Annotated in this window: 19 protein-coding genes; 14 read left to right on the top strand and 5 right to left on the bottom strand. The window is 40.2% G+C overall.

Annotation, left to right across the window (positions count from 1 at the left end; translation table 11 throughout):
- Positions 1–22: 22 nt before the first annotated feature.
- The 9 genes from IPF37_00990 (at position 23) to IPF37_00950 (ending at position 14967) form a co-directional block, all read left to right on the top strand.
- Positions 23–622: a hypothetical protein gene (locus tag IPF37_00990; GenBank protein ID QQR49408.1), complete on the top strand. Its 600-nt coding sequence runs from the start codon at positions 23–25 to the stop codon at positions 620–622.
- On the top strand, positions 528–2909 hold the full coding sequence (locus tag IPF37_00985) for a hypothetical protein (protein ID QQR49407.1): 2382 nt from the start codon (positions 528–530) through the stop codon (positions 2907–2909). Before IPF37_00990 ends, IPF37_00985 begins: the two co-directional genes overlap by 95 nt.
- 41 nt (positions 2910–2950) lie before the next feature.
- Positions 2951–6745, top strand: a complete 3795-nt coding sequence (locus IPF37_00980; protein QQR49406.1) for a hypothetical protein — start codon at positions 2951–2953, stop codon at positions 6743–6745.
- 68 nt (positions 6746–6813) lie between these two features.
- The gene (locus tag IPF37_00975) at positions 6814–7509 is read left to right on the top strand and encodes a hypothetical protein (protein QQR49405.1); all 696 of its coding nucleotides are present in this window, start codon (positions 6814–6816) and stop codon (positions 7507–7509) included.
- A 57-nt stretch (positions 7510–7566) separates the two neighbouring features.
- Positions 7567–9093, top strand: a complete 1527-nt coding sequence (locus IPF37_00970) for a hypothetical protein (GenBank protein QQR49404.1) — start codon at positions 7567–7569, stop codon at positions 9091–9093.
- An 84-nt stretch (positions 9094–9177) separates the two neighbouring features.
- The gene (gene pgsA / locus IPF37_00965) at positions 9178–10239 is read left to right on the top strand and encodes a CDP-diacylglycerol--glycerol-3-phosphate 3-phosphatidyltransferase (GenBank protein QQR49403.1); all 1062 of its coding nucleotides are present in this window, start codon (positions 9178–9180) and stop codon (positions 10237–10239) included.
- A gap of 169 nt (positions 10240–10408) precedes the next feature.
- Entirely contained in the window at positions 10409–13051 is a 2643-nt protein-coding gene (gene gyrA, locus IPF37_00960; protein QQR49402.1) for a DNA gyrase subunit A, read from the top strand.
- 44 nt (positions 13052–13095) lie between these two features.
- Entirely contained in the window at positions 13096–14319 is a 1224-nt protein-coding gene (gene dprA, locus IPF37_00955; GenBank protein ID QQR49401.1) for a DNA-protecting protein DprA, read from the top strand.
- A 24-nt stretch (positions 14320–14343) separates the two neighbouring features.
- Positions 14344–14967, top strand: coding sequence for a Maf family protein (locus IPF37_00950; protein QQR49400.1), 624 nt, complete (start codon positions 14344–14346; stop codon positions 14965–14967).
- 57 nt (positions 14968–15024) lie between these two features.
- Here IPF37_00950 and IPF37_00945 read toward each other — a convergent pair whose 3' ends face one another.
- From IPF37_00945 to IPF37_00935, 3 genes are all read right to left on the bottom strand, one after another.
- Positions 15025–15543, bottom strand: coding sequence for a hypothetical protein (locus tag IPF37_00945; protein ID QQR49399.1), 519 nt, complete (start codon positions 15541–15543; stop codon positions 15025–15027).
- Between the two features lie 141 nt (positions 15544–15684).
- The gene (locus IPF37_00940) at positions 15685–16368 is read right to left on the bottom strand and encodes an N-acetylmuramoyl-L-alanine amidase (GenBank protein QQR49398.1); all 684 of its coding nucleotides are present in this window, start codon (positions 16366–16368) and stop codon (positions 15685–15687) included.
- Entirely contained in the window at positions 16310–16939 is a 630-nt protein-coding gene (locus IPF37_00935) for a hypothetical protein (GenBank protein ID QQR49397.1), read from the bottom strand. Before IPF37_00935 ends, IPF37_00940 begins: the two co-directional genes overlap by 59 nt.
- A gap of 254 nt (positions 16940–17193) precedes the next feature.
- Between IPF37_00935 and murB the strand changes: the two genes are divergently transcribed.
- The gene (gene murB, locus IPF37_00930) at positions 17194–18174 is read left to right on the top strand and encodes a UDP-N-acetylmuramate dehydrogenase (GenBank protein ID QQR49396.1); all 981 of its coding nucleotides are present in this window, start codon (positions 17194–17196) and stop codon (positions 18172–18174) included.
- On the opposite strand, the gene IPF37_00925 is transcribed toward murB, so the two are convergent.
- Together IPF37_00925 and IPF37_00920 are read right to left on the bottom strand one after the other, a co-directional pair.
- A complete protein-coding gene (locus IPF37_00925) occupies positions 18119–19249 on the bottom strand; it encodes a tRNA-guanosine(34) transglycosylase (GenBank protein QQR49395.1) in 1131 nt (376 codons plus the stop codon). The genes murB and IPF37_00925 overlap by 56 nt on opposite strands.
- A complete protein-coding gene (locus IPF37_00920; protein QQR49394.1) occupies positions 19236–19910 on the bottom strand; it encodes a queuosine precursor transporter in 675 nt (224 codons plus the stop codon). Before IPF37_00920 ends, IPF37_00925 begins: the two co-directional genes overlap by 14 nt.
- 223 nt (positions 19911–20133) lie before the next feature.
- Between IPF37_00920 and IPF37_00915 the strand changes: the two genes are divergently transcribed.
- The 4 genes from IPF37_00915 (at position 20134) to IPF37_00900 (ending at position 23740) form a co-directional block, all read left to right on the top strand.
- Positions 20134–21318: an HD domain-containing protein gene (locus tag IPF37_00915; protein ID QQR49393.1), complete on the top strand. Its 1185-nt coding sequence runs from the start codon at positions 20134–20136 to the stop codon at positions 21316–21318.
- Positions 21319–21366: 48 nt separating this feature from the next.
- Positions 21367–21951, top strand: a complete 585-nt coding sequence (locus IPF37_00910) for a CDP-alcohol phosphatidyltransferase family protein (protein ID QQR49392.1) — start codon at positions 21367–21369, stop codon at positions 21949–21951.
- Between the two features lie 158 nt (positions 21952–22109).
- Positions 22110–22634, top strand: a complete 525-nt coding sequence (locus IPF37_00905; GenBank protein QQR49391.1) for a hypothetical protein — start codon at positions 22110–22112, stop codon at positions 22632–22634.
- A 71-nt stretch (positions 22635–22705) separates the two neighbouring features.
- Positions 22706–23740 (top strand): hypothetical protein, encoded by a 1035-nt coding sequence (locus IPF37_00900; protein QQR49390.1) that lies wholly within the window; start codon positions 22706–22708, stop codon positions 23738–23740.
- Positions 23741–23868 lie beyond the last annotated feature (128 nt).

Below are 23868 nucleotides of genomic sequence, written 5' to 3'. Positions count from 1 at the left end.
TGCAAGAACAGATAGTAACGCGTTGGTAAGTCTTCAAAACTTTGTGAGAACAGGCAGCAACGCATTGAACGTCAAGTGCCAACAAATTATGCACAACAGCAACGCAATTATAAATATCGAAAATCAAATTAGAACGAATAGCAACGCAGCCAATGCATCAAATGCATCGATAACAACATTGTTACGAACAACAAGTAACGTGGTAAATGTTGTGACGCCGCTGGTAAAACAAAACAGCAGTGCAATTATTAGCTTGAAGAACTTTGCAAGAACAGATAGTAACGCGTTGGTAAGTCTTCAAAACTTTGTGCGAACAGGTAGCAACGCATTGAACGTCAAGTGCCAACAAATTATGAACAACAGCAACGCAATAATAAATATAGAAAATCAAATTAGAACAAATAGTAACGCAGCTGCTGCATCGAATACGACAGTAACAACATTGCTTCGTACAACCAGTAACTTGATAAATGTGGTTACGCCGCTGGTAAAACAAAATAGCAGTGCAATTATTAGCTTGAAGAACTTTGCAAGAACGGACAGCAACGCGCTGGTCAACAAGCCTGGTCAGAACGACGAGCAATGCATTAGCGGGCGATATGCAGCTATCAGTTCAAAATAGCAATGCGCTTGTAGTTAAATGCAAAGAAATTATGAATAACAGCAGTGCAATTATTAGCTTGAAGAACTTTGCAAGAACAGATAGTAACGCGTTGGTAAGTCTTCAAAACTTTGTGAGAACAGGCAGCAACGCATTGAACGTCAAGTGCCAACAAATTATGCACAACAGCAACGCAATTATAAATATCGAAAATCAAATTAGAACGAATAGCAACGCAGCCAATGCATCAAATGCATCGATAACAACATTGTTACGAACAACAAGTAACGTGGTAAATGTTGTGACGCCGCTGGTAAAACAAAACAGCAGTGCAATTATTAGCTTGAAGAACTTTGCAAGAACAGATAGTAACGCGTTGGTAAGTCTTCAAAACTTTGTGAGAACAGGCAGCAACGCATTGAACGTCAAGTGCCAACAAATTATGCACAACAGCAACGCAATTATAAATATCGAAAATCAAATTAGAACAAACAGTAACGCAGCTGCTGCATCAAATGCAATGGTAACAACATTGCTGCGCACAACAAGTAACGTGGTAAATGTCGTAACGCCGCTGGTTCAACAAAATAGCAGTGCAATCATCAGTTTGAAGAACTTTGCAAGAACAGATAGCAACGCGTTGGTAAGTCTTCAAAGCTTTGTACGAACAGGTAGCAACGCATTGAACGTCAAGTGCCAACAAATTATGCACAACAGCAACGCAATTATAAATATCGAAAATCAAATTAGAACAAACAGTAACGCAGCTGCTGCATCAAATGCAATGGTAACAACATTGCTGCGCACAACAAGTAACGTGGTAAATGTCGTAACGCCGCTGGTTCAACAAAATAGCAGTGCAATCATCAGTTTGAAGAACTTTGCAAGAACAGATAGCAACGCGTTGGTAAGTCTTCAAAGCTTTGTACGAACAGGTAGCAACGCATTGAACGTCAAGTGCCAAGACATTATGAATAATAGCAACGCAATAATAAATATAGAAAATCAAATTAGAACGAATAGCAACGCACTGGTATCAAGCATTATGAACAATAGCGTTGCGTTGACTGGTCTTTCTAATTTGGTCAGACAAAATAGTAACGCTTTGGTTTATGGCATAACGAATAACTCAAGTGCAATTGTAAGCCTTCAGAATCTTGTGCGAGCGGATAGTAATGCAATTGTTGCTCTTGCTTCAGTATCAACGCAATTGGTTGTGGAAAATAGTAATGCGATTGTAGCTCTTGCCGGTATGTCAACTCAATTGATTGTAGAAAATAGTAATGCAATTGTAGCTCTTGCTGGTGCTACAACGCAGTTGAGTGTTAACAACAGCAATGCGATTCTTGCATTGATATCACCACAAAATATAACGATTAATATTACCGATTCTGTCATAACGTTCTCGAGCGAAATCTATCTGCATCAACAACGTGATACACGTAGAATTGTTGCGTTTACCAGTGGTACTATTAATGCTGACAATAACGTTATTCGTTTCTCAAGTGATGATAACTTGATAGAAGTTGCTGATGGTGCGACATTAGTTATAGAAAATGCGGTACTTAAAGACTTCTCGCCATCGCATGTCAACCTTAACAGCACGGGTCAATTGATCTTTGGAGCTGGAACACAACTTCGCTTGGCGCCAACGGCCAGTGATTGTTTAGCCAAAGGTATTTACTTGAATGATACCTGGACCTTTGCGGGAGATGGTTGCATGATGATTGATGGTGGCGGTAATGAGTTGATATTAAATAATGTTGATGCATTGAGTTTGAATACGACATCATCATTGACGATCAAAAATATTCGCATTCAAGGTCTTGCTGGCAATAACATACGTTGTCTAAACCGTCTTGGTACAATTTGTGTAAGAAATGCTGACTTGATAATGTCAAGCAATTATAGCTTTACCAACGGTTATATGGGCTTTTTTGATGATGTAACAGTCCAAGGTATTGGCAACACCTTTGCGTATGAATCAGATCGACCAGGTATGGTTAATAATTATGCAGTATTGATGTTTGATTATGGTACGACATTTGCATATAACCCAGTTATTAATTCGAAGACGCTCTTTGGATTGGCAAGTGATGCAACATTATTCTTTAGAGGTTCAGTATTACATTCAGGAACAACAGGCTTACGCTTGACGCAGGGTCATCTTTTTATTGAAGATGAAGTTGTATTTGTGAGTGATGCAATAAATAATACACAAGCACCTGAAATTCAAGATGCCGTTGATGTTCATGTGTTGTCTGGAGCAAACCTTGATCTCTTTGGTATTTGGAGCCTTGTGCCATAAAAATGAGTAAAGATGCCTTACATTTTAGATGGGAGATTGTAGTGAAGATTGGTGTAAAGATAGTAATTTTGGCAATGATGTTGATCAGTAATGTATCAGCTAACATTACCTTCTCTAATCAATCATCAAGTATTACGGTTAACTCGAGTGCCATTTTTAATCTTCATCAGATTGTGCCTGGGTGGTCTGGAACGCTTACGCAAAAAGATGGTGCAACAATTGCGGGGCCTGGTATTGAGTTTGATAATGGTGTTTTAAATTACCAAGATTCTAATTCTGTTGTTACCGGCTTTTATGATGTAACAGTTGGCGCAATTGATTTACAAGGCAACAATAGCGTGCGATTTGAACCTGGGCAGTTTGTTCCTGGTATTAACGTGAGTGGTACTAACAATCTTATTGAAGGGCAGCCGTTTTTGCTCAAGCCTATTGTATTTGATGGTAATCCACTGACTTCGTTAACGATAAGTATACAAAGTCCTTTATCGCAATCAATCAATTTGGCGAGTGGGACTCTCACGTTACAGGATGATCTTGTTTTTTGTGGGACAGGTACTTTTGTGGGGCCTGGTTTAGTTACTGGTCCATCGAAATATATTCGACTTTCGGAACAAAATGCTGTTTTTTCGCAAGAGGTTAGTTTTGATGGTTATGTTGGTATTGAGCTCAATGCAAGCACGCAATTAAAAAATAAGTGGCGTTTTTTAGGCAACAATACTCTTAATGGCAACGGTAATGTTTTTGAGCTTGCTAATAACGGCCGTTTTTCAATTGCTGATGGTGCAACGCTTTATATTTCAGACGCGTATATCAAAGGTTTGACTGAAGATCGGATTAAATTTTTAGGACCAAATGCGACGTTGGTTTTATCAAATGTTACGATTGAATTTGCTGCTGATCTTGGTGTTACGAATGGTAAATTTATTATTAATGGCCCAACGACATTTGTATTATTTGATAAAAACATAACATTTTTAAATCAAGGTCGTTTGACTGTTGATAATACGGTTTTGTGGCTTGATGTGACGAATAACATTCTTAATACGCCGGCAGGGGCATTGGGGGTTCCAAATCCTTATTTTGTAAATCATCAGCCTTCTGGACCTAATATTGCCCAAGGTATCACTCTTGGACATCTTGCTTTGCCAAATAATGGTTTGATTCGAGAAGTTATTGCAGAAGAATTGCAGGCTGGCGCTGGCGATATGGCGCTCACAGGTACTGGTGGGATTTCTGGCGATGTGACTTTGGGGCAAAGTCGTTTTATTCAACCAGGGCAATCAATTCATGTGATTAATGATGCAACGATACACGGTAGTGGTAGCGTTTTAGTTTTTTCAAAAAGTAAAACGCCGCAATTTATTATAGACCCTGGTGTTACGCTGCGCCTTGAAAATCTTACGCTTTCAAGAATTTATGCAAATACCTTTCAATTTGGTGCTGGCTCAATCATTGAAATTGGCAAAAATGTTACCTTTGAATTGGAAGAAGATCAGTCGTGGACGCTGGGACAATTTAATCTTATTGGCTCTATGAGCAATCCACATGTTTTTACCATTCGTGGGCTTGGTGGTGTAAGGCAATTAAATTTAAATCCATTTTCAATAGATGCTGTCATGTTTAATCTTGGTTTACAGACATTGTTGTTACAAGAAATTGAACTAATTGGTTATGAAAATATCAGCGCTGTCAAAAAAATATTGCGTGATGCGGTAGTTTTGGCTGGTGTTATTGCGCTTGGCGGCAATGTGAATATTGAAATTAACAGTGATCCGCAAGTGAGTTTTTTTGTCGAAGATGAGAACAATAAATTGATATTTGTGGAAAACAATTTGACTATCCAATCATCAATTATTTTCGGTGATTTTTTAAATAATAGTTTAAACATCGATGTTCGTATTCTTGGTGATCCGCGCGTTAAGCCATCATTAAAGTTGGCTAACAATGCCATACACTTAACATCAGATCTTGGTCGTGCATCAATGATTTTTGATAATCAATTACTTGATCTTGAAAATTTTAACGCTAGTTCATTTGTTACGGGGCCTCATGCATTGATTGGTGGTAACAATATTCGAGTTCTTACGTTTCCTATCAAGCAGTTAGATCCCGATTTGATCCTTGATTCGTCCATTAATTTACAAAGTAATGTTTCGAATGCACTTGATTTTTCAATGGTGCGCAGTCTACCAGCGCGTCCAATTATTACAGCTTTGCAACGGATTAGAGAAACTCAAAAAGAACAAGCCATTATTGAAAAAAATAAGTACGACGCAATGCAACAAGCGCTGGCAAAAGAAGAAGCACAAAAGCCTAAAAAACCAAATCATGCCGGCAGAATAAAAAAGAAAAAAGATCAGCGTGATATTGAATCCAGCCAAGAAGACAATTACGATTACAAAAAAATGCTTCATGCGTATGAGCTACGCGTAATACCACCAGATTTATTACCAGCTTTTCAAATGCCAGATTGTCCTAATATTTTTGGTTGTCTTCAATTGGCTAGTGCTGGGGGCAGTATCATTGTTAATACAGGCGGCAAAATTACTAATTTTGGCGTTGGTACTGATCAGCTGTATCTTTTTATGCGTGGTAACGCAACGCTTGACCAAGGCAATGCATTTGCTCCAGCGGCAGACAGTATAGCAGCTCAAGACACAACGATTAAAGAAGAAGATACGCTTTTTGTTGATGGCACCAATAACAAGATCATTGTGCTGAAAAATTTTACGATTAATGGTGCATTACGTTTTGATCAAAACGCTGAACTTACCTTTTGTTTTGATGATCGTTTAGGCCAACCGACGGTGTATTTAAATAGTGATATTACACTACCAGCCGGCACGCGGCTTACCTTTCGCGGTAATGGGACCGTTGTTTTTGGAGATGGGCTTAGAATTACGCTTGAAAGCACACCGCCTCAATTCCAATTTATCGATAACTGCACGCCACCAGAAGAAATTAGTGACGAGATGAATCGCTCGTCGTTGCTGTTTACCGATTTGTGTGATGCAACGATTGTTGATGGTGGGATAGTAAGTATGGTGGGGCATGGCGATATTCGTGTTGATGGCGGCGCCGCATTCAGAATTAATAGTGATCAACATTTGATTATTGGTGATTCGATTGATGATGACATTACGCTGACCATTGGCAATGGGCGTCTCAATGTAGAAAGTATTCCATTTTCATTAAAAGGCCCAATATCACAAGCTCGGTTGTCGTGTCAAAAAGCTGCGCTTGATATTACTGTTGGGCAAAATGGTTTTATTCATGTTGGACAAAATGGTGTTTTTGAAATGAATGCATTGAATGGTAGCGTTCAAGCTGGTCAGTTACGGTTGTTTACTATTGGCCGCGGCGGTACGGTTGAGGTGGAAAGTACTGGCGAAATTATTTTTGGTAAAAATCGTGCGGTTGGTACTTATCGCCAACCACTTCTTTCGACCTTTGATTTTTCTGGTGGTTTTTTCCATGGTGATGGTTTTATTACTTTTGCTCAAACAGAACTTTCTGGTCGGTTGCAAGAAGATGCTGTGCTTGAAAATTATTTTACCATCAACGATGATCCATTGACCGGAACAATTACAACTTCACCATTCAATATAGTAAAAATATTGATTAATAAAGTGCCGACACTTACGCAGGCGGTAGTATTTGATGCTCAAAATGGCCATCAAAAAGTGCGCTTCCCTAATGGCAATTTCTTTGAGTTATTTGATACTGATGTCATAACATCCGAAGATGCTGCGGTAGGTACGATTATGGGAACAAATCAAGGTAATTTAGTGGTGATATATCAAGGTGCTGTTGGCGGGATGCCAATTCGTCAGTAAGTGGTTTGTTTGGTTTTTTTAAATTAAAAAGTAAATGTTCCGGGCTTGGGATAAAAAAGGATAAAAAAATGAAAAGAGAGCAAATAGTAATCATAGCAATGAGTATGGTCATTTTAGGGTTGGGTGTTTCTATCTATGCTTACCAAAAAGGTTATTTAAATACCAATATAGGTAAAGGTTTTTTTGAAAAAATTACGAATGTTTTTAAATCGAAACAAGTTGGTGTGTCAAGATCCGGAGTTTCTCAACCTGTTGAAAAAGAAAATCCTGATGTATCGGCAAAGAGTGAAACGTTTAAAGCTTTGCGAGAGCCGGTTAAGCTGGCTAATTTAGATGAGACATTGTACAAGCAAGTGAAAGCACAAGTAGCAGAAGAGGGAGAACGAGTCCGTCAATTTGTTGATAATCAATTGACCATGACGCTTGCCCTTATTAATCGGCAGCTTGACGAACATAAAAAGCATGTAGCTGAAGAAGCGGCGCAGGTAAAAGCGGTGGTGCATCAATCACATAAAAAGACTCTCGATCATGTCGAAGGTGTTATCAAGCAATCTGATACAACCGACGTTATTAATAAAAATATTGATCAAGCAGTTAAAGGTATTGAGAATCGTATTCAGTCTCTCAAACAAGAAACTGAAGAATTGCATCATAAACGTTATAAAGAAAAGAAAGCTCGTTTCAGAAGAAAAATTGCTGCATCGCAAGCGAGCGTAGCGGATCGTATTCGTGATGAAGTAAAAAAACAATTGACGGTTGAATAAAACACGTATTTTAACGTGCTTTATTACGACCTGAAGTTTAATGAGTGGGTGAGAAACATGATGCACACAATGAGACAAAATAAAGATTATAAAGTTTGGTTTTTGAGTTTGTTGATTGCCAGTTTGCCGAGCTTGTTGTTTGGAGGGAGCTTTTTTTCTGAGCAGCCAAAAACTAAAAAACAACAAGATCCGCGTGAGCAACAAATAGAAAGAGATATTCAGCGACGTGTAGCGCGTGAAGTTAAGAAAGAAAAATTTAGACAATCGCAACGGACTATCAAAGATCTGATCTATCCAACTAAAGAACAAGAAGAAAAGCTCAGTAAATTGGCAACTTTTGTGCATAAAGTACCAAGCTGGCCATTTATGTCGTTGTTTTTTGAACAACGAGACTTTTTCCAAGTTGATCTTCATGCTAGTACGGCGTCGCAATCGTATGCTTCGCATGGCGGCTCACGTGATTATTCAAGACTTGTTTTTGGTGAACAAGATATCACCATCGCCGACATCTTGCTGGTGAGTAAGTTGGCGGCAGCGCCAGGTAATATTTTTGTAGCTATGGGTGATCAAGCAGATTTCAAAGCATTGGCGCCGCAGCCGTTGATTTTTGATGCTTCAACGGCGCAGGTTGGTGGCTCAATAAATTATGCTCGTCACTTTTGTCAAGGCGCGGTAGCGCTTGGTTTTCAAATTCCGTTTGTTTTTAAAAAACATTCATTACATTTGACTAATGACATGAAACCTGAAATTCGTGCAATACTTGCTCCCGCTGGTAATTATAAAGATTTGACTTTGCGAGAATTGCTTGACGAAATTTTAGAAGCAAAAGGGACTAATTTTCAAAACAACAGTACAGAAGCTGGGGTTGGGGATTTAAATGCTTTCTTGCATTATGAATTTACAACCAGCGCCATGGAGCGGTTCTTGATTGGTGTGCACGGTGTATTTCCAACTGGTCGTTTGCTGAATACACAAAACTTGTGGTCACCAGAACTTGGTAATGGTGGTTTTACTCAAGTTGGTGGCTTTGCTTCAATGTTGTGGGGTTATTCCTGGTGGTTAAATCCGTATTTGCATACACGCTTTTTATACAGCATTAAAGCAAATGTTAATCGTCGTGTGCCAGAGACCGTAAGTTATGCAACTGGTAAGGCGCCTAAAGATTTAATGGTTTTGGCTCAAAATGTTACCTTTAACGGTACCCCAACTTTTAGTGAACAAGATGCAACGGTGCGTTACTTTGCAGACAATGCGCGCCGCACTAAAATACAACCAGGCCTTGAGTTTGACGTAAAATTTGGTAACGTTTTTGAGCGTGTTATTTGGAATCGTGCATTCTTAGATCTTTATTATGAACTCAAAATTAAAGGTCGTGATTATCTTGGTTTTAGACGCAGTGACGATATTTTTGATGCTTCTATTTGGACACACAATACGCATCAAATGCATCATCGCCTTGGCGCTGAGTATGCCTATCAATTTAATAACTTTTATCGCTTAGCGGTGGGTGTTGATTATATTGTTGCAGGCCGCAATGTTCCTAAAACTTTGGCTGGACGAATTCTGTTTAACGCTGAATTTTAGTGTGTTTGCTTCACCTTCTGGGTTGTTCAGGCTATACTGAGCAAACGGTGTGTTTATTAACTACTTTTTGCCATATGGATAGCTTTGAAGCGTTTGTTTAATGTTGCCAATATTTTAACACTTTTTCGTATCGCACTGACGCCTATCTTTCTGTGGCTTTTTTTTTCCGAGCATGGTTATCTTGGTGTGTCTATCGTAGTTTTTTCAATTGCTGCATTTACTGACTTGTGTGACGGTTATATTGCTCGGCGCTACGACCACACCACAGAGCTGGGCAGCTTTCTAGATCCCATTGCCGATAAGGCATTAATTGGTGCAGTATTTTTTGCTTTTTACCGAGTTGGGTTAGTGCCTCTCTGGTTCTTAGGCGTCTTAGTAGTGCGCGATGTTATGGTTACTGGTTTACGCATGGTGCTTTCGCAACGTCGTCGCTCATTGGTTACTTCTCAGCTCGCCAAATGGAAAACCTTTTTGCAATTTATGACCATTTATGTTTTATTTGCGTACTTGATGGCGTTGCTTAATGATTCAGATTCAACCATTGCTTTAGTGCTCAATTTGTTTATTGATCCGATGCTGTACGCATTGGCCGGATTGACCGTTTATTCTGCCGTTGAGTATGTGATTGATTTGAGTGATTATGCTGCCTATCTTGTTGCAAGTTGTTGCCATCTTGGTGGTGTTGGTATTATGCCGGGGACCGTTGGTAGCATGGCAGCATTGCTCGTTTTTTACGGATTAAACATAGAAAATATTGTTGCTTTGAGCATACTGCTTTTGCTGATTTTTTTTGTTGGGGTGCGCAGTTGTAGTGTACTGATCAGTTCCGCCGTTCGTCCTGAGCTTATCGAAGGATTTGAACGGCACCATGTCGAGCAGTACCAAGATCCATCGTGGATAGTTATTGACGAATTTTTTGGCATGGGCGTTGCGCTTTTTTTATTGCCGCACACATTTATGGCGTATGGTATTGCTTTCGTTCTGTTTCGTTTTTTTGACATAGTGAAACCATTTCCCATCAATCGGATTGACGCGGCGCCATGGGGTGGTTGGAGCGTGATGTTGGATGATTTTCTTGCAGGTATTTTTGCATGTGCATTAACACATGGAATCTTATGGTTTCAAGAAATATTTTTTATCATGTGATATTTTCTGCTTGTGATTTTTTATGACGCTTTTGCCAAAATAAAAGGGCCGATTCTTGCTTTAAAAAGCAAAGCAGAGTATGATTACACAAGGTCTTATTTTGGGACGTTTTAGTCTTGTTAACAATTTCAGATAGTTTTAAAAAATACTTTATCAGGAGGGGTAACGCATGCCTACAAGTAATAATGGTAATGACGGAAAAATTATTCCTGGTGTCTCGCCTCTTTCTATTGAAAAAGAGCTGAAGACGTCATTTCTAGACTATGCAATGTCAGTTATTGTTAGTCGTGCTCTTCCTGACGTTCGTGATGGTTTGAAACCGGTTCATCGTCGTATTTTGTATGCTATGCATAAACTTGGTTACTATAATGATAAACCATATCGTAAATCAGCAACCGTCGTGGGTGAAGTGATGGGTAATTACCATCCACATGGCGACGGTGCAATTTATCAAACCGTTGTTGGTTTAGTGCAAGAATTTTCTAAGCGGTATCCGCTACTTGATGGTCAAGGAAATTGGGGTTCTGTTGACGGTGATAATGCGGCAGCAATGCGTTATACCGAAGTGCGTATGGCAAAAATTGCGCGCGACATCTTAGCAGATATTGAAAAAGAAACCGTACCATTTGTTCCTAACTTTGACGAATCTCGTTTAGAACCAACCTTGTTGCCAGCAAAAATTCCAAGCTTGTTGGTTAACGGTTCATCAGGGATTGCGGTTGGTATGGCAACATCGGTACCGCCCCACAACTTGCGCGAAATTGTTGATGCTTGTATTGAACTTTTAAAAAATCCAGACATGTCTGAAGATCGTTTGTTCCAAATTGTTCCTGCGCCAGATTTTCCAACGGGCGGTATTATTTGTGGTCGAGCTGGCATTGTTAAAGCGTATCGTACTGGTCATGGCCGTGTGGTGGTGCGTGGTGTTGTTGATGTTGAAGAAGATAAGCGCCGCAATGCGTTAATTATCAGAGAAATTCCTTACCAAGTTAACAAAGCTGATTTGATTACCAAAATAGCTGACTTGGTTAAAAATAAAGTTATTGAAAGCATTTCTGATATTCGCGATGAATCTGACCGTACCGGTATGCGGGTGGTTATCGAAATTAAGCGTGGCGAAAATGCGCAAGTCACCTTGAATCAATTGTACAAACACACGGCGTTACAATCTTCAATGTCGATCATTTTGTTGGCGTTGTACCAAAACCGTCCGGTATTGTTTACGTTGCGTGAAATGCTTGATCATTTCATTCTCTTTCGCAAAGAAATTATCACCAAACGTACTGAATTCGATTTATCAAAGAGCAAAGCGCGCGAGCATATTTTGCTTGGCTTACTCTTGGCGCTCGAAAATATCGATCAAGTTGTTGCATTGGTTAAGAGTGCACAAACGGCAAGCGAAGCGATGCTGCTGCTTAATCAAAATTTCAAATTGAGTGAAGAACAGGCTAAGGCGATTCTTGAAATGCGTTTGCAACGCTTGACTGGTCTTGAGCAAGATAAGATTCATTTAGAAATTAGTGAACTTCATAAGTTGATTTCAAAATTGGAATTGATATTAAAAGACGAGCTTGTATTAAAGCAAGAAGTTGTTGAAGAACTTGAAATTATTAAAAAACAGTATGGCGATGAGCGCAGGACAAAGATTGGCCCAGCAATTGATATTTTGAGCGAAGCTGACTTGATTCCAGACGAGGATGTTGTGGTAACGTTGACGCGCAAGGGTTACATTAAACGTGTGCCATTGTCGTTGTACGCAATGCAACATCGTGGCGGTAAGGGTAAGAAAGGCATGGCCGACTTAACCGATGCTGATGATGTGATGGAAGATGCGTACGTAACGCAAACGCATGATGAGTTGTTGTTCTTTACCAACACTGGTCGTTTGTTTACCATGACGGTATTCCAAGTGCCAGAAGGTTCACGTACTGCTCGTGGTCGTGCAATTGTTAACGTGTTAAATCTGCCGCCTGAAGAAAAAGTAGTTAAATTGCTGTGTACCAGAGACATGAAAGATAAATTCATTGTGATGGTAACTAAGCAAGGTAAAATTAAAAAAACTGACGCTATGGCATTTGTTAAAGTGCGTAGTACCGGTATTCGTGCACTCAACCTCAATGAAGGCGATGAGTTGGCATTCTGTGGTATCAGTAACGGGAGCGATTCCATTATTATTGCAACCAACAATGGCCAAGGTATTCACTTCAAAGAAACTGAAGTTCGTCCAATGGGCCGTCAAGCTGCCGGTGTCCGTGGTATTAGTTTGCGTAAGAACGACTTTGTGGTTGGAATGGTTATCATTCACGCTGAAGGAGCGGTCTTGTTTGCAACGTCAATGGGTTATGGTAAGCGCGTTAAAGTTGCCGATTTCCGTGTTGCGCACCGTGGTGGTGTTGGCGTGAGAACAATTCCAACGGGTGGTCGTAACGGCATGGTTATCGGCTTGGTAAGTGTTACCGACCAATCTGAATTGTTGTTGATTGATACTAACGGTAAAGTAATTCGTCTGTCACCACAAGAGGTTCGCACCATGGGGCGTCAAGCCAAGGGCGTGCGCTTAGTTCGTCTTGATGAAGGACAAAATCTTTCAGCATTGTTGGCTTTTGAGCCGCAAGAGGGCGAGCAAGACGATGAGGCCAATGGGCAGCAAAGTCCTGAAGCCGGAGATGCGCCAAAAGTGTCGCATAGCCCTGTGTTAGAAGAAGATGATGTCATGGAAGATGATGGACTTCTTGAAGAGGATTTCCTTGATGATATTGAGGAAGAAGAAGAGCCTGTCATTGACGATGAAGATGACGAAGAGGACAATTAAGTAATTTAACGGTTTGATGGATGTAGGGCTTTTGGGGGCAGACATTGATTCATGAAAAAAATAGGCAGGTGCTTTTGCACCTGCTTTTGCTTTCTGGCATAGGTCCAGTAGGTATTTTAAAAATACTTTCGTATTTTACGCAGCAACAATCGCCTGATCAGTGGTGTGACGATTATATCGATCGCTTGCCAACAACCTTATTTGATTTAGAAAATCTTTATCATTTGAGTGTGGCAGATTTTTTGCATATGGGTTTGTCTGCCAAAGTTGCACACGCGTTGTGTGATGGATTAGCCGACAGAACATTACTCGAAAAAGAACTGCAATCGCTTGAAAAAATCGATGTTCGTTTAATCACGCTGCTCGATGCAGACTATCCAATGTTGCTGCGGCATATTCATGTTCCGCCAACGGTGTTGTATGTTCAAGGCTCTTTGCCTGAGCCAGTAGGCCCACGCCTTGCGTTTGTTGGTGCGCGTTTGGCAGATTCTTATGGCCAGCGTGCTGTGTCGTTGCTCGTGCCGCAATTGGTGCAGACTGGTTTTGAGACGGTGAGCGGTGGTGCGCGCGGTATCGATACGATGGTGCATCAAGAAACATTAAACGCTGGTGGCAAGACGTTTGTTGTTCTTGGTTCAGGGTTGTTAGACTTGTACCCGCAAGAAAACGAACGGCTATTCAAACAAGTGTGTGAGCGCGGTGGGGCACTTATATCGCCATTTCCGTTGCATTCTGGTCCTGATCGTGGCAATTTCCCAGCGCGTAATCGCATTATTGCCGGCATGTCGCAAGGTTGTGTAGTGGTGCAAGCGGCGGAAAAAAGCGGTGCACTTATTACCGCTCATTTTGCGCTTGAGCAAGGCAGGCAAGTTTTTGCAGTGCCGGGTTCAATTTTTAGCGAATTAAGTTTTGGCTGCAACAGGCTCATCGCGCAAGGGGCCAAAAGTGTTCACAACGTTCATGCCATTCTTGAAGAATTTGGGCATGTGCCACAACAAGAAAATCAAGATAAAATTATAGTGCCCGCCAAGCGAGTAGTTGCTGAGCCGCGGATGGGACAAAAAACAATAGAAACAGTTGTGCAAAAAAATCCTGAGCCCGTCGGAGAGCTTGATCCGATTTTGGTCTGTTTGCAAAGGCCGCAGACGCTTGACGAGTTGTGCGTGGCTACCGGTTTATCGTTAGACGAAGTACAAAATAAATTGTTTGAATTGCATCTTGAAGGTAAAGTTAAACAAAATTTTTCAGGAACGTGGCAAGCCGCATAAAATTTTTTAGTGAAAGAGTTTAGTATGAACCGCGATATTTTGTATTTGGCATCACAATCATTTTCTCGCCGTGAGTTATTAAATTATTCAGGTATTAATTATAAAACCATTGAACATTCAAGTGATGAAGTTGTGGCATTGCGAGAATATGATTTTCATGGTTATGTTTTATCAATTGCGCAGCATAAAATGGATGCTGTTGTTTTGCCTGCACCACAAAAAGATGGTGATGTTTGTTTTGTTTTAACAGCTGATTCGTTAGTTTTTACACCTCAAAGTCAGCATGTTTTGGGCAAACCTCTTGATAGGGCTGATGCTTCTCGTATGCTGGCGTTGATGCGTGACGAGCCGGTTGAAGTAGTTACCGCTTGTTGTTTGCACAAAAAAATAGTGCGAGCTGGAGCGTGGGAATTGGCAGAAGAACTTGCATGGACAACATCGGCGGTTATTGAATTTTATGTCGATCAAGATTTAGAAGATTGGTACTTTTTGCAGATGCCGCGTGCATTGCAGGCTTGTGGTGCCGGCATTATTGAAGGCTTTGGGTCAAATTTCCTTAAATCAGTGAGCGGTTCGTATACCGCTGTTCAGGGGCTGCCGTTATTTGAATTGCGACAAGCGCTTAAAAAGCTTGGTTTTAGATTTTAATTAAAAAGGGCTGTTTTTTCCGAGCAGCCCTTTTTAATTGTTATAGTTAAATCTTATTTAATTAATCGATTCGTTGAGCGATGGTTTCCAATTTTTGATAATATTTTTGAGCAAAATGGCGGCCGCTCTTTCAGTATTATCAAAGTCTATATCGTTTGCTTGGGCATTGAGTGTTTGATCAAGATCGGCAGTAGCGTCTTCAGCCGTGGTTGGACTTTTGGCTGACAATTCATCTTTTGTTTGCTGCATGCTGGTTCTGACGGTATTAACGTCTAGTGCGTCAAGGTCTACCTTGCGCAAGGCAGCAAGCATTGCTTTTTCAGTTTTGGTATCAATTTGTAAGTTGTCCATATTATTCAGCAGTGAATCTTCCATGAAATTCAAAAAATCTATGAGCGTGTTATAGAGCTGCTCATTTACTTTTGAATGATCTTGGGGGTTGATTGCATTGAGCTCTTGACCCAGTCCCTTGTTGATGGCGCCTTTGATGAGTGCGTTGAGTGCTTGCTTCTCATTTTTCAAAAGCCAGCCGATGAGATAAATGAGTTCGAACGACAGAGAAAGGCTTGTATTCATGATCATCCTTTCTAAATAATAATGTTTAGCGCATATGTGTTTTTGTCGAATAATAGGAACTTTTCCTATTGAATAACAGTATAAATTATTTTTGATTAAATTTAAAAGAAAAGAAGCATTTTTAGGTATTTTGTAGGTGTATTAATGATTTTTCTGTGTTTGCGATGTCCCAGAATACTGCTGAATGGTGTGCGCAAGGTGGCGAGCAAGTGACTTGTGGTCTTTTTCGGGCAACACGAAATCATGATTATTGTCATGAAAAGTTATAGCAAGATGTAGCAGCATAAAGGGGGTTTTGTGTGGCGATATCAATGAGAACTGGCTCAAAGAGTGCCGCATGTTTTGGTTATGATGAAATGTCCGAGAAATGTTGTGGTGAATAGTTGTTGCAATTTTTTGGCATACCTCGGTGGTAAAAATTGGTAATTCATGTAGCAATGACAAAAAATTGCCTGGTGGCATGTTGAGCGACCAAAAGCCGTGATGTGTTTGTAATGAGATTGGACCGGCGCTATAACTGGTTTGAATAATAGTTTCTGGCTGAACTGCTCTTTTTTGGTGATTAATAGCTACAATAATTAATAAATCAGCGTTTAGTTGTTGTGCCAGATCAACATGCTCGAGCAGTGAAAGTGCTTGGCCATCTTGACGGGCAGCAATAACGCGAAAGCCTGCTTGTGTTAGAAATTTTTGTGCCTGAGTGGTGAGTTGAGTGCTTAAATTGTGCCTGACCTGATGCGAAACGTTTTTCGCCGAGTAGCATGCATTAAGCATTACGCGCAAAGCGCCAGGCTTGGTTGCTGGGCGTTGATCTTTCTGTCGCATGATTAGTGCGCTTGGCGTGCAGTAGGACCGAGTTTTTTGCTTTAATTTTTTCAAGTGATTCAACAGAAAATATATCGAGAATAAGTTGGTTTGGCTCTTCCGTTTGGCTCCATTTAATCAATAATCTGTTTTGTTTTTTATTAGGTATTTGGCTTTCTGTATTGTTTTTGTTGGTGTCATAGTGTGTGCGGAATTCGGTAAATTTAAGTGTGAGCATCACATTTGGGATTGCTTTATCTTTTTCATTAATTTCTATTGTATCGATTAATCCTGTGGTTTTGAGTTGATTGATTTTGTCCATTACGTGTTGTGGATTGAAGTTTTTAAGATTCATACCAGGAAACCACAATTTTAAGGTGCGCTGTGCTTCGTTGAGTTTTTGCTTGAAATAAATTGGTTGTGAAAAATCAAATGTAATTTGAGTTGAGAGCTCATTGTGAGTAACCGCTACCTTCTTGAGTTGGTTAAATGCAGGGCTGATAAGATAGCCAGGTTCGTTCTTTTGTTTGTCTGCTTGCGCAATGGTTGTTAAGAAGGCGATGAGTAAAAAAGAAAGTTTTATTGTTTTCATGGTATTTCCCCCGAAAATGATCCCTTTAAAATTTATCTAACCTATTTGTATTGTAGCAATTTTAATTTCTGTGTGGCAATAATTTTTTAAACAGGTGCCATTAATATAGTCAAATAAGTGATTATTTGAAAATAATTTCTTGTTAGGATTATTGGTAGCGGGTTCATGGCTCGTGGGTAGGGCATGGACGAAGTGACAAAATCTGCCATACTATCCCTCAAATTATTATCATTTTGCAGCAATAGGATTTTTTAATGAAGATTTTGTCCGCCATTTCATTGAGCGATAAAAATTGGTTTCAAACGGGTGGTTGTGCTCAGTATTTTGCCCAGCCCACCACGGCTGAAGAGTTTCAGCAAGCGCTTGCTTTTGCCAACGAGCAGCACCTGCCCATAACCATGTTGGGCCAAGGAGCCAACGTGTTGATTAGCGATCAGGGAGTTGTGGGGCTGGTGATTAGGCCGCGGATTGGTCACTTGATTATTGATTGCGAGCAGGGCCTGGTTACCGCTGGGGCGGGGCTTGATATGCAGGAAGTTATTGATGCGGCTTTAGATCAGGGCTTGCATGGCTTGGAAGATTTTAGTGGTATTCCCGGATCAATTGGTGGGTGTGTTTATATCAACATTCATTATTTTCAGTATTTATTGAGCAACTTTTTGGTCAGCGCGCAGGTAGTGAATCGTATCACGGGAGCACTTGAAATTGTTGATGCGGCATGGTTTTGTTTTGGTTATAACGAATCGATTTTGCAGCAGAGAGATTATTATTTGGTTGAAGCAACATTTAAACTGACGCCGGTCAGTTGCGAGCAAGCTTGGTATCATAAAGGGCGTCGTGATGAAATTGTGCGTCATCGAGCGCAACGCTATCCGCATGCTCGAACCTGTGGTAGTTTTTTTAGAAATTTTCGAGATTACGAACTGTTGCCATTGGTTGCTGGCAAACGCGTGCCATTTGTAGCGTACTATTTAGACAAAATTGGCGTGAAGGGTGCGCTCCAGATTGGTGGAGCTATTGTGTCGTATCAGCATGCTAATATGTTGGTAACGCAGCAGGGCGCCACATCACACGATGTGGTTTTGTTGGCGCGCACCATGCAGATACGTGTCTTTGAAAACTTTGGTGTGCTGATTGAACCAGAATGCCAATTTCTTGGTTTTAGCGAATATCCACTTATTAAATCTGATCACGTAAAATTTGCTCGCGATAGTGTTGCATCAACCGCACCATAAAATGAAGATTGTGAATAGTTGCCAGCGTAAACGCCGTTAATTCATTTGCTTTGAAAAGATGGCTGAGATACGCAAGTGTATAGTTTTGGCAGGTAAAGCACGTGCAATCATCTTCAATTGGTCTGTGTTGTGTAGCATTGCCACTTTTTGCGACGCGGACCATTCCTTTGTTGGTAAATAAAAGGCCATGTCGTGCTGCTTTGGTTGGGTGTGAGCTGTCGAACGTATCAATGCCGAGAGGAATAGATGCTTCAAGTGAAGCCACATCGCCGATCCCGAGCAAGTGATTTGGTTTTTCTATTGGCAAGTGAGGCATTGTTGTTTCGAGCATGATGATCATTTCTTGTAAATTTTTACCAACACTGCCGCCAATTGAGTAACCGTCAAATGGCATGTTTGTTAAAATAGCACAACTTTTTTTTCGCAATACTGGGTCAATGCCGCCATGAATAACGGCGTACAAGGCTTGTTTGTTAACATTTTTTAAATGTTCGTTGAGTGAGCGTTCTTCCCAGCGATGCGTGCGATCGAACGATTCTTTAAGTTTGTACGGCGAAATGTGGTAGGGCGGAAGCTCATCAAAACTGATCATAATGTCGGCGCCAATATCTTTTTGTGCTTGTATTGAACGTTCTGGGGTGAGTAAAATTTTTTGGCCATCGCGATACGACCTAAAAGTTACCCCTTCTTCGGTAATTTTTAAAACGCTGCCGCCGTGTTTTTTTGTGCCTTTGCTTTTAATTTCGCAAGCAACGCCGCCGTAAGTTAAGCTAAAAACTTGAAAGCCTCCAGAGTCGGTGATGATGGGCATTTGGCGGTTGATAAACGAATGCAGGCCGCCTGCTTGTTTAATAATGTCGGTGCCCGGTTGCAACATGAGATGGTAGGTGTTACAAAACATTAATTGCAAACCGATTTCCTGAACCGTTTTGTTGTCGAGTGCTTTGAGTGAGCCATTAGTGCCTACTCCAACAAAATTGGGTGTGTCGATAATGCCGTGTGGTGTGTGAATACGGCCGACGCGTGCGCGAGATTTTTTTGATTGATGAATAATTTCAAATTTAAAGAATGGCATTCTGATTCCTCATGAGTCGGTGAGCAAGAGAGGTAAACGGCGAAGTGAGGGCGATGGTAATAATTTTTATAGCAAGGCTGACTAAGATTATGTTGGTAATAGAGCCAACAATACCATAAAGACCTAGAAAGCTAAACATGACTGTATCAAGCGTTTGGCTGCAGCTGAGCGAAACAAGATTGCGCAGCAATGGATAGCGGCCGTTCATTAATAATTTGAGTGTACTGTAAAGCTGAGCATCAAGAAGTTGTACGATAATATAAGTAAAAATTGAAGCAATAATAATGCGTGGCATTAAGTTGAGTAGTGCTACAAAGTGCTGTTGAGTTGTATCAAAATTGTTAGGCAGGTAAGCAAGGTGGAGCTGTGTCATGAATAAATAAAAAATGACAATAAAAAAGCTAATGGCGATGGTGGTATACACATACTTTTTACCAAAAAATTCTTGCAGCAAGTTGAGACCAAAAAGGGCGCCAACCATGTAAACATCGCTGCAGGTTACATCAAAACCGAAGAGCGTCATCTGTTTGGTAACAAAAAGATTTGCTAAAATACTTTGCACGCAAATAAACGATATGAGCGCTTCTTTGCCAAGTTTAAGAGCGGTCAATGTAAAGAGACTCATCAAAAAAGTGTGAGCAAGAAAAATAACCTCGTTCATAACTATTAGGTCTTTCTTAAGAAATATGGTATTTTAGTTAACCAAACAAATGATGTGAGTTTCGAATTGTAGTGACACGCTGTTCTATAATTGTATACCATAATTATTTATTTTAATCAAACAGAAGTAATATTGCTTGATAATTATTGCTTCTTTTACTATTTGAAAAATTTACTAATAGAGTTGTATGTGTGCATCGGGTTTTATTCAACGGGGATTTTTTATGATCAATCGTATTAAAAGTAGATTTTTGCTGATTAGTGTTGTTACACTCGTGGTAACGTGGGGCGTGACATTATCACATAAAAAAATCATGGAGCGTTGTATGTCGTTTGTAAACAAAAAGCAGGGCACAGCTCAAAGCCAGATGGGCATTGGGAAAGACGTTCAAACGCCGTATGGTATTTTTACCGTACAAGAACAAGTGATTTTGGACATTATTGAAAGTCCGGTTATGCAGCGCATTAAGAAGGTTAATCAGTTTGGGGTACCTCAAATTGTTAAAGGGATGAAGCAATATTCTCGTTATGACCATTGCCTTGGCGTGTGGGCGTTGTTGCGACATTTTGGTGCTGGCATTGAAGAACAAATTGCTGGTCTTTTGCATGATGCTTCTCATACGGTTTTTTCGCACGTTGCCGATTTCATGTTTAATACTGAAGGTAATAAAGATGCTTATCAAGATACGATTCATGAATGGTATCTGACTCAAAGTACTATTCCTTCGGTATTGGCAAAGCATGGCATGGTGTTGGGCGATATTATGCACAAGAGTGGGGATCATGTAGCTCTTGAACAATGTCTCCCGGATTTGTGTGCCGATCGTATTGACTATAATTTGCAAGAAGGCCTCTTGCTGAGCATTATTGACGAGCAAGATGTTAGCGTTATTTTGAATGATTTGGTGTTTAGTGATGGCCATTGGTTCTTTAAGACAGTAAAAACGGCGCGTCTTTTTGCACGCATTCCGTTGTATTTAACCCAACATTCATGGGGTGGGCCAGAAAATTTCTTGGTTAACATTTGGACGGTACAAGCATTACAACGTGCTATGGATATTAAGCTGCTGACCAAAGATGATTTTCATTTTTCAACTGACGATGTTGTGTGGGCAAAATTAGTTTCTTCTGATGATTCAATCATTAAGAATGCTATTAGAAAAATTAGAACATACAAAACATCGTTTACGTTGGTATCAAAAAATGATGATCATGATTATATAATTTGTTCTAAATTCCGCGGTGTTAATCCGCTGGTGAGGGATAAGGGTCAACTTAAACGCTTAACCGAGATTGACAAGACCTATGCGGCTGAGTACGCTCAAGTGCGTCAAGTTATGGCTCAGGGATGGGCGGTCAAACTTGTTGGTTATGCAGCCCAAGATAAACAGGTCAAAGAAGATAAGTAAATCGCTTAAAGTTTGATTATGAAAAAAAGTTGTTCGCTTTTTTCAAAAATGTCTCAAGATCGCCGATGGGTTAATGTGTCTAACGCATTAACCTTTCTGCGTATTATTTTGGCACCGCTGGTGGTGTGTGGCGTGCTTTTTCAGGCATGGCGGGCGACTTTTTTAATTTTTTTAGTTGCATCGGTTAGTGATGTTCTTGACGGTTACTGTGCGCGTTTGTTAAATGAAAAAACAGCACTTGGTGAGATTTTAGATCCCATTGCCGATAAATTTTTTTTATTGTGTAGTTTTGGTTCGCTGGCATTTCTTGCAACTCCATCATTTTCGATTCCAATTTGGTTTGTGATTTTATTTTGTGTTCGCGAACTTATTATTTTGGGCGGCACCTATATTTTGATGCGGATTAATCGGAACTTTCAGGTTGAGCCGACCGTTTGGGGAAAACTTACAACGCTTTTTCAGTTGTTATTTATTGGGTGGCTTTTTGTATGCTACTTTTTACATTGGGCGCCAACGCGAACGTACGCCGTTGTAGTCATTTTATTGGCGTTGTTTTCTGTGCTTTCGTTGATGCAATACATGCGTATTGGTCTTGCCTATTTATGTGGTTTTTCAAAGCGTGATCATAACTAGCGTGAATGTTGTATTTTGCAATTGATCACAAGTTGATTTTTTGGAAAAAATTATCATACTCTATCTCGATCGAGAATTCTTTAGACTAGAAAATAAAAATTGCTTTTTATTTGTTATGGTATTTTGTTGTGAGTAGTTTGTTTTATCGGGAGATTTTTATGTCAAAGAAATTAGTTGCTTTAGCCTTTTCTTTTAGTTTGATTTGTTCAAGCATGAACGTAGCGGCAGAAGTAGTTTCTGCTGATCAATTTGATGTTGTTATTGAAGAGCAGGACGTTGCATTGATTGAAACCGTTGTTCAAGATGTTGTTCAAGAAATTATTGAAAAAGTTGAAAAAATGAAAGAAGCTGGCGCAACTGAAGAAGAAGTTGTTGAACAGGTTACGCAAGAAGTGCAAGCAGTTGCAGACACAATCGCTGAGCATGGTTTTGCTGGTTTGAGAAATAAAGAAAAAGGTCTTTATTTTGCGGCTGGTGTGGCAACAACCTTAATTGTAGCAGGTGTTGTGTTTGGTGTTAAAAAGTATTTCTTCGATAAGAAAAGCACTGGCAATGCTGGTACGGCTGGAACAACTGGTAATGCTGGTGCGGCTACTGGTAATGCGGCAAATGGCGCAAGCTCTACAAGTAATGCATCCACTGCAGATGCAGGTGGTGTTGCTTCAAGTTCTGCTAGCAACTAATTGTTTTAAAGAAATATGAAAAATAAAGGCGTGCCCTTGTGGCGCGCCTTTTTACCATGATAAGGTTTTTTATGATGCAAAAAATTTTAGGTTTTGCTTTAACGCTGACGATTGGTCTTCATGCGGTAACACACGCAGCTGTGCAGCTTGACCAACAAGATATGGTGGCTTTTGCTGCGCGCTACGTTCAAACGCAACGTGAAGCAGGTTTTTCTGATGAACAAATTTTGAAAGCGGCATTTGCTGCAGTTGAAGCACAGAACGCGTTGATAGAAGAAGCACCGGTGACGTTAAGAACTACGCAAGACAATCAACAACGCATTATATATTTTGTTGCTGGGGTTGCTTCAACAATGGTGGCTGGTGTGCTTGTTTATTATATTATTGAGCTTTTGAAAGAAAAACCTGAAGAAGAAAAACCAAAATTGCCAGTTCCTAACTTGCCTACAAAGCCACAAAATGGAACGACATCTGGAAGCGAAAATAATGTTGCTGATCAGCAACCGACTTGCTCGCGTAATGTTGACGCGGTGAGATCCATGGGTTCTGGCGATGACCATGGTAATAGTGCCAATAGTGTTTCTGGTGATGATGATGGTTATAATACTGAAGTTTATCTGGATGGTTATGATGACAAAACGAATAAAGCTCCAAGCGATCCGCATGCATTACCTGCAAATAGAGAACCTATCGTCTTTAGATTTAATGGATCAAAGAATGATAAAATTGCTAAAGAAAGAATGAAAAAAAAGAAAGAAATTGCTAAAAAACTAGGAAATGAAGCTCTTGCTCAAAAGAAAAATTCAGACTTTACCAAGGCAGCAGATCATGAATTGCCAGGTTCGGATGTGTTTTCAAGTGCACCAGAAGCACCAGCGCCACAACTTGTAGCAACGCCAAATTTTGATCAAAGAAGAGCTGAAAACGGCGAATTTATACCAGGGGAAGAAGGCTTTATTTCGGCTTCGGAAAGCGTCGGGCCATCTGAAGATTCTTCATCAATTCAAGTGTCACTATCCGTTGACGCATCTTCATTGACGTCATCGGTGGTAGATTACTCAGATAGCGATAGTGATACAACTGAGAAAGCTGAAAAATCTGAATAGCAAGCGCTTTTTAAGTTTTTAAAAACTCACAAAAAAAGGGGACAGTCGAATGTGCTGCCCCCTTTTTTTGTGAAAAAACGATAGTGCTAATGCAGTAAACCCTTGCTTTGTTTTCTCTTTCTTTTATG

Source organism: bacterium, assembly GCA_016699045.1.
In the GTDB taxonomy this organism is placed as follows: domain Bacteria; phylum Babelota; class Babeliae; order Babelales; family RVW-14; genus AaIE-18.
This window is presented reverse-complemented; position numbering and strand designations above follow the sequence as displayed.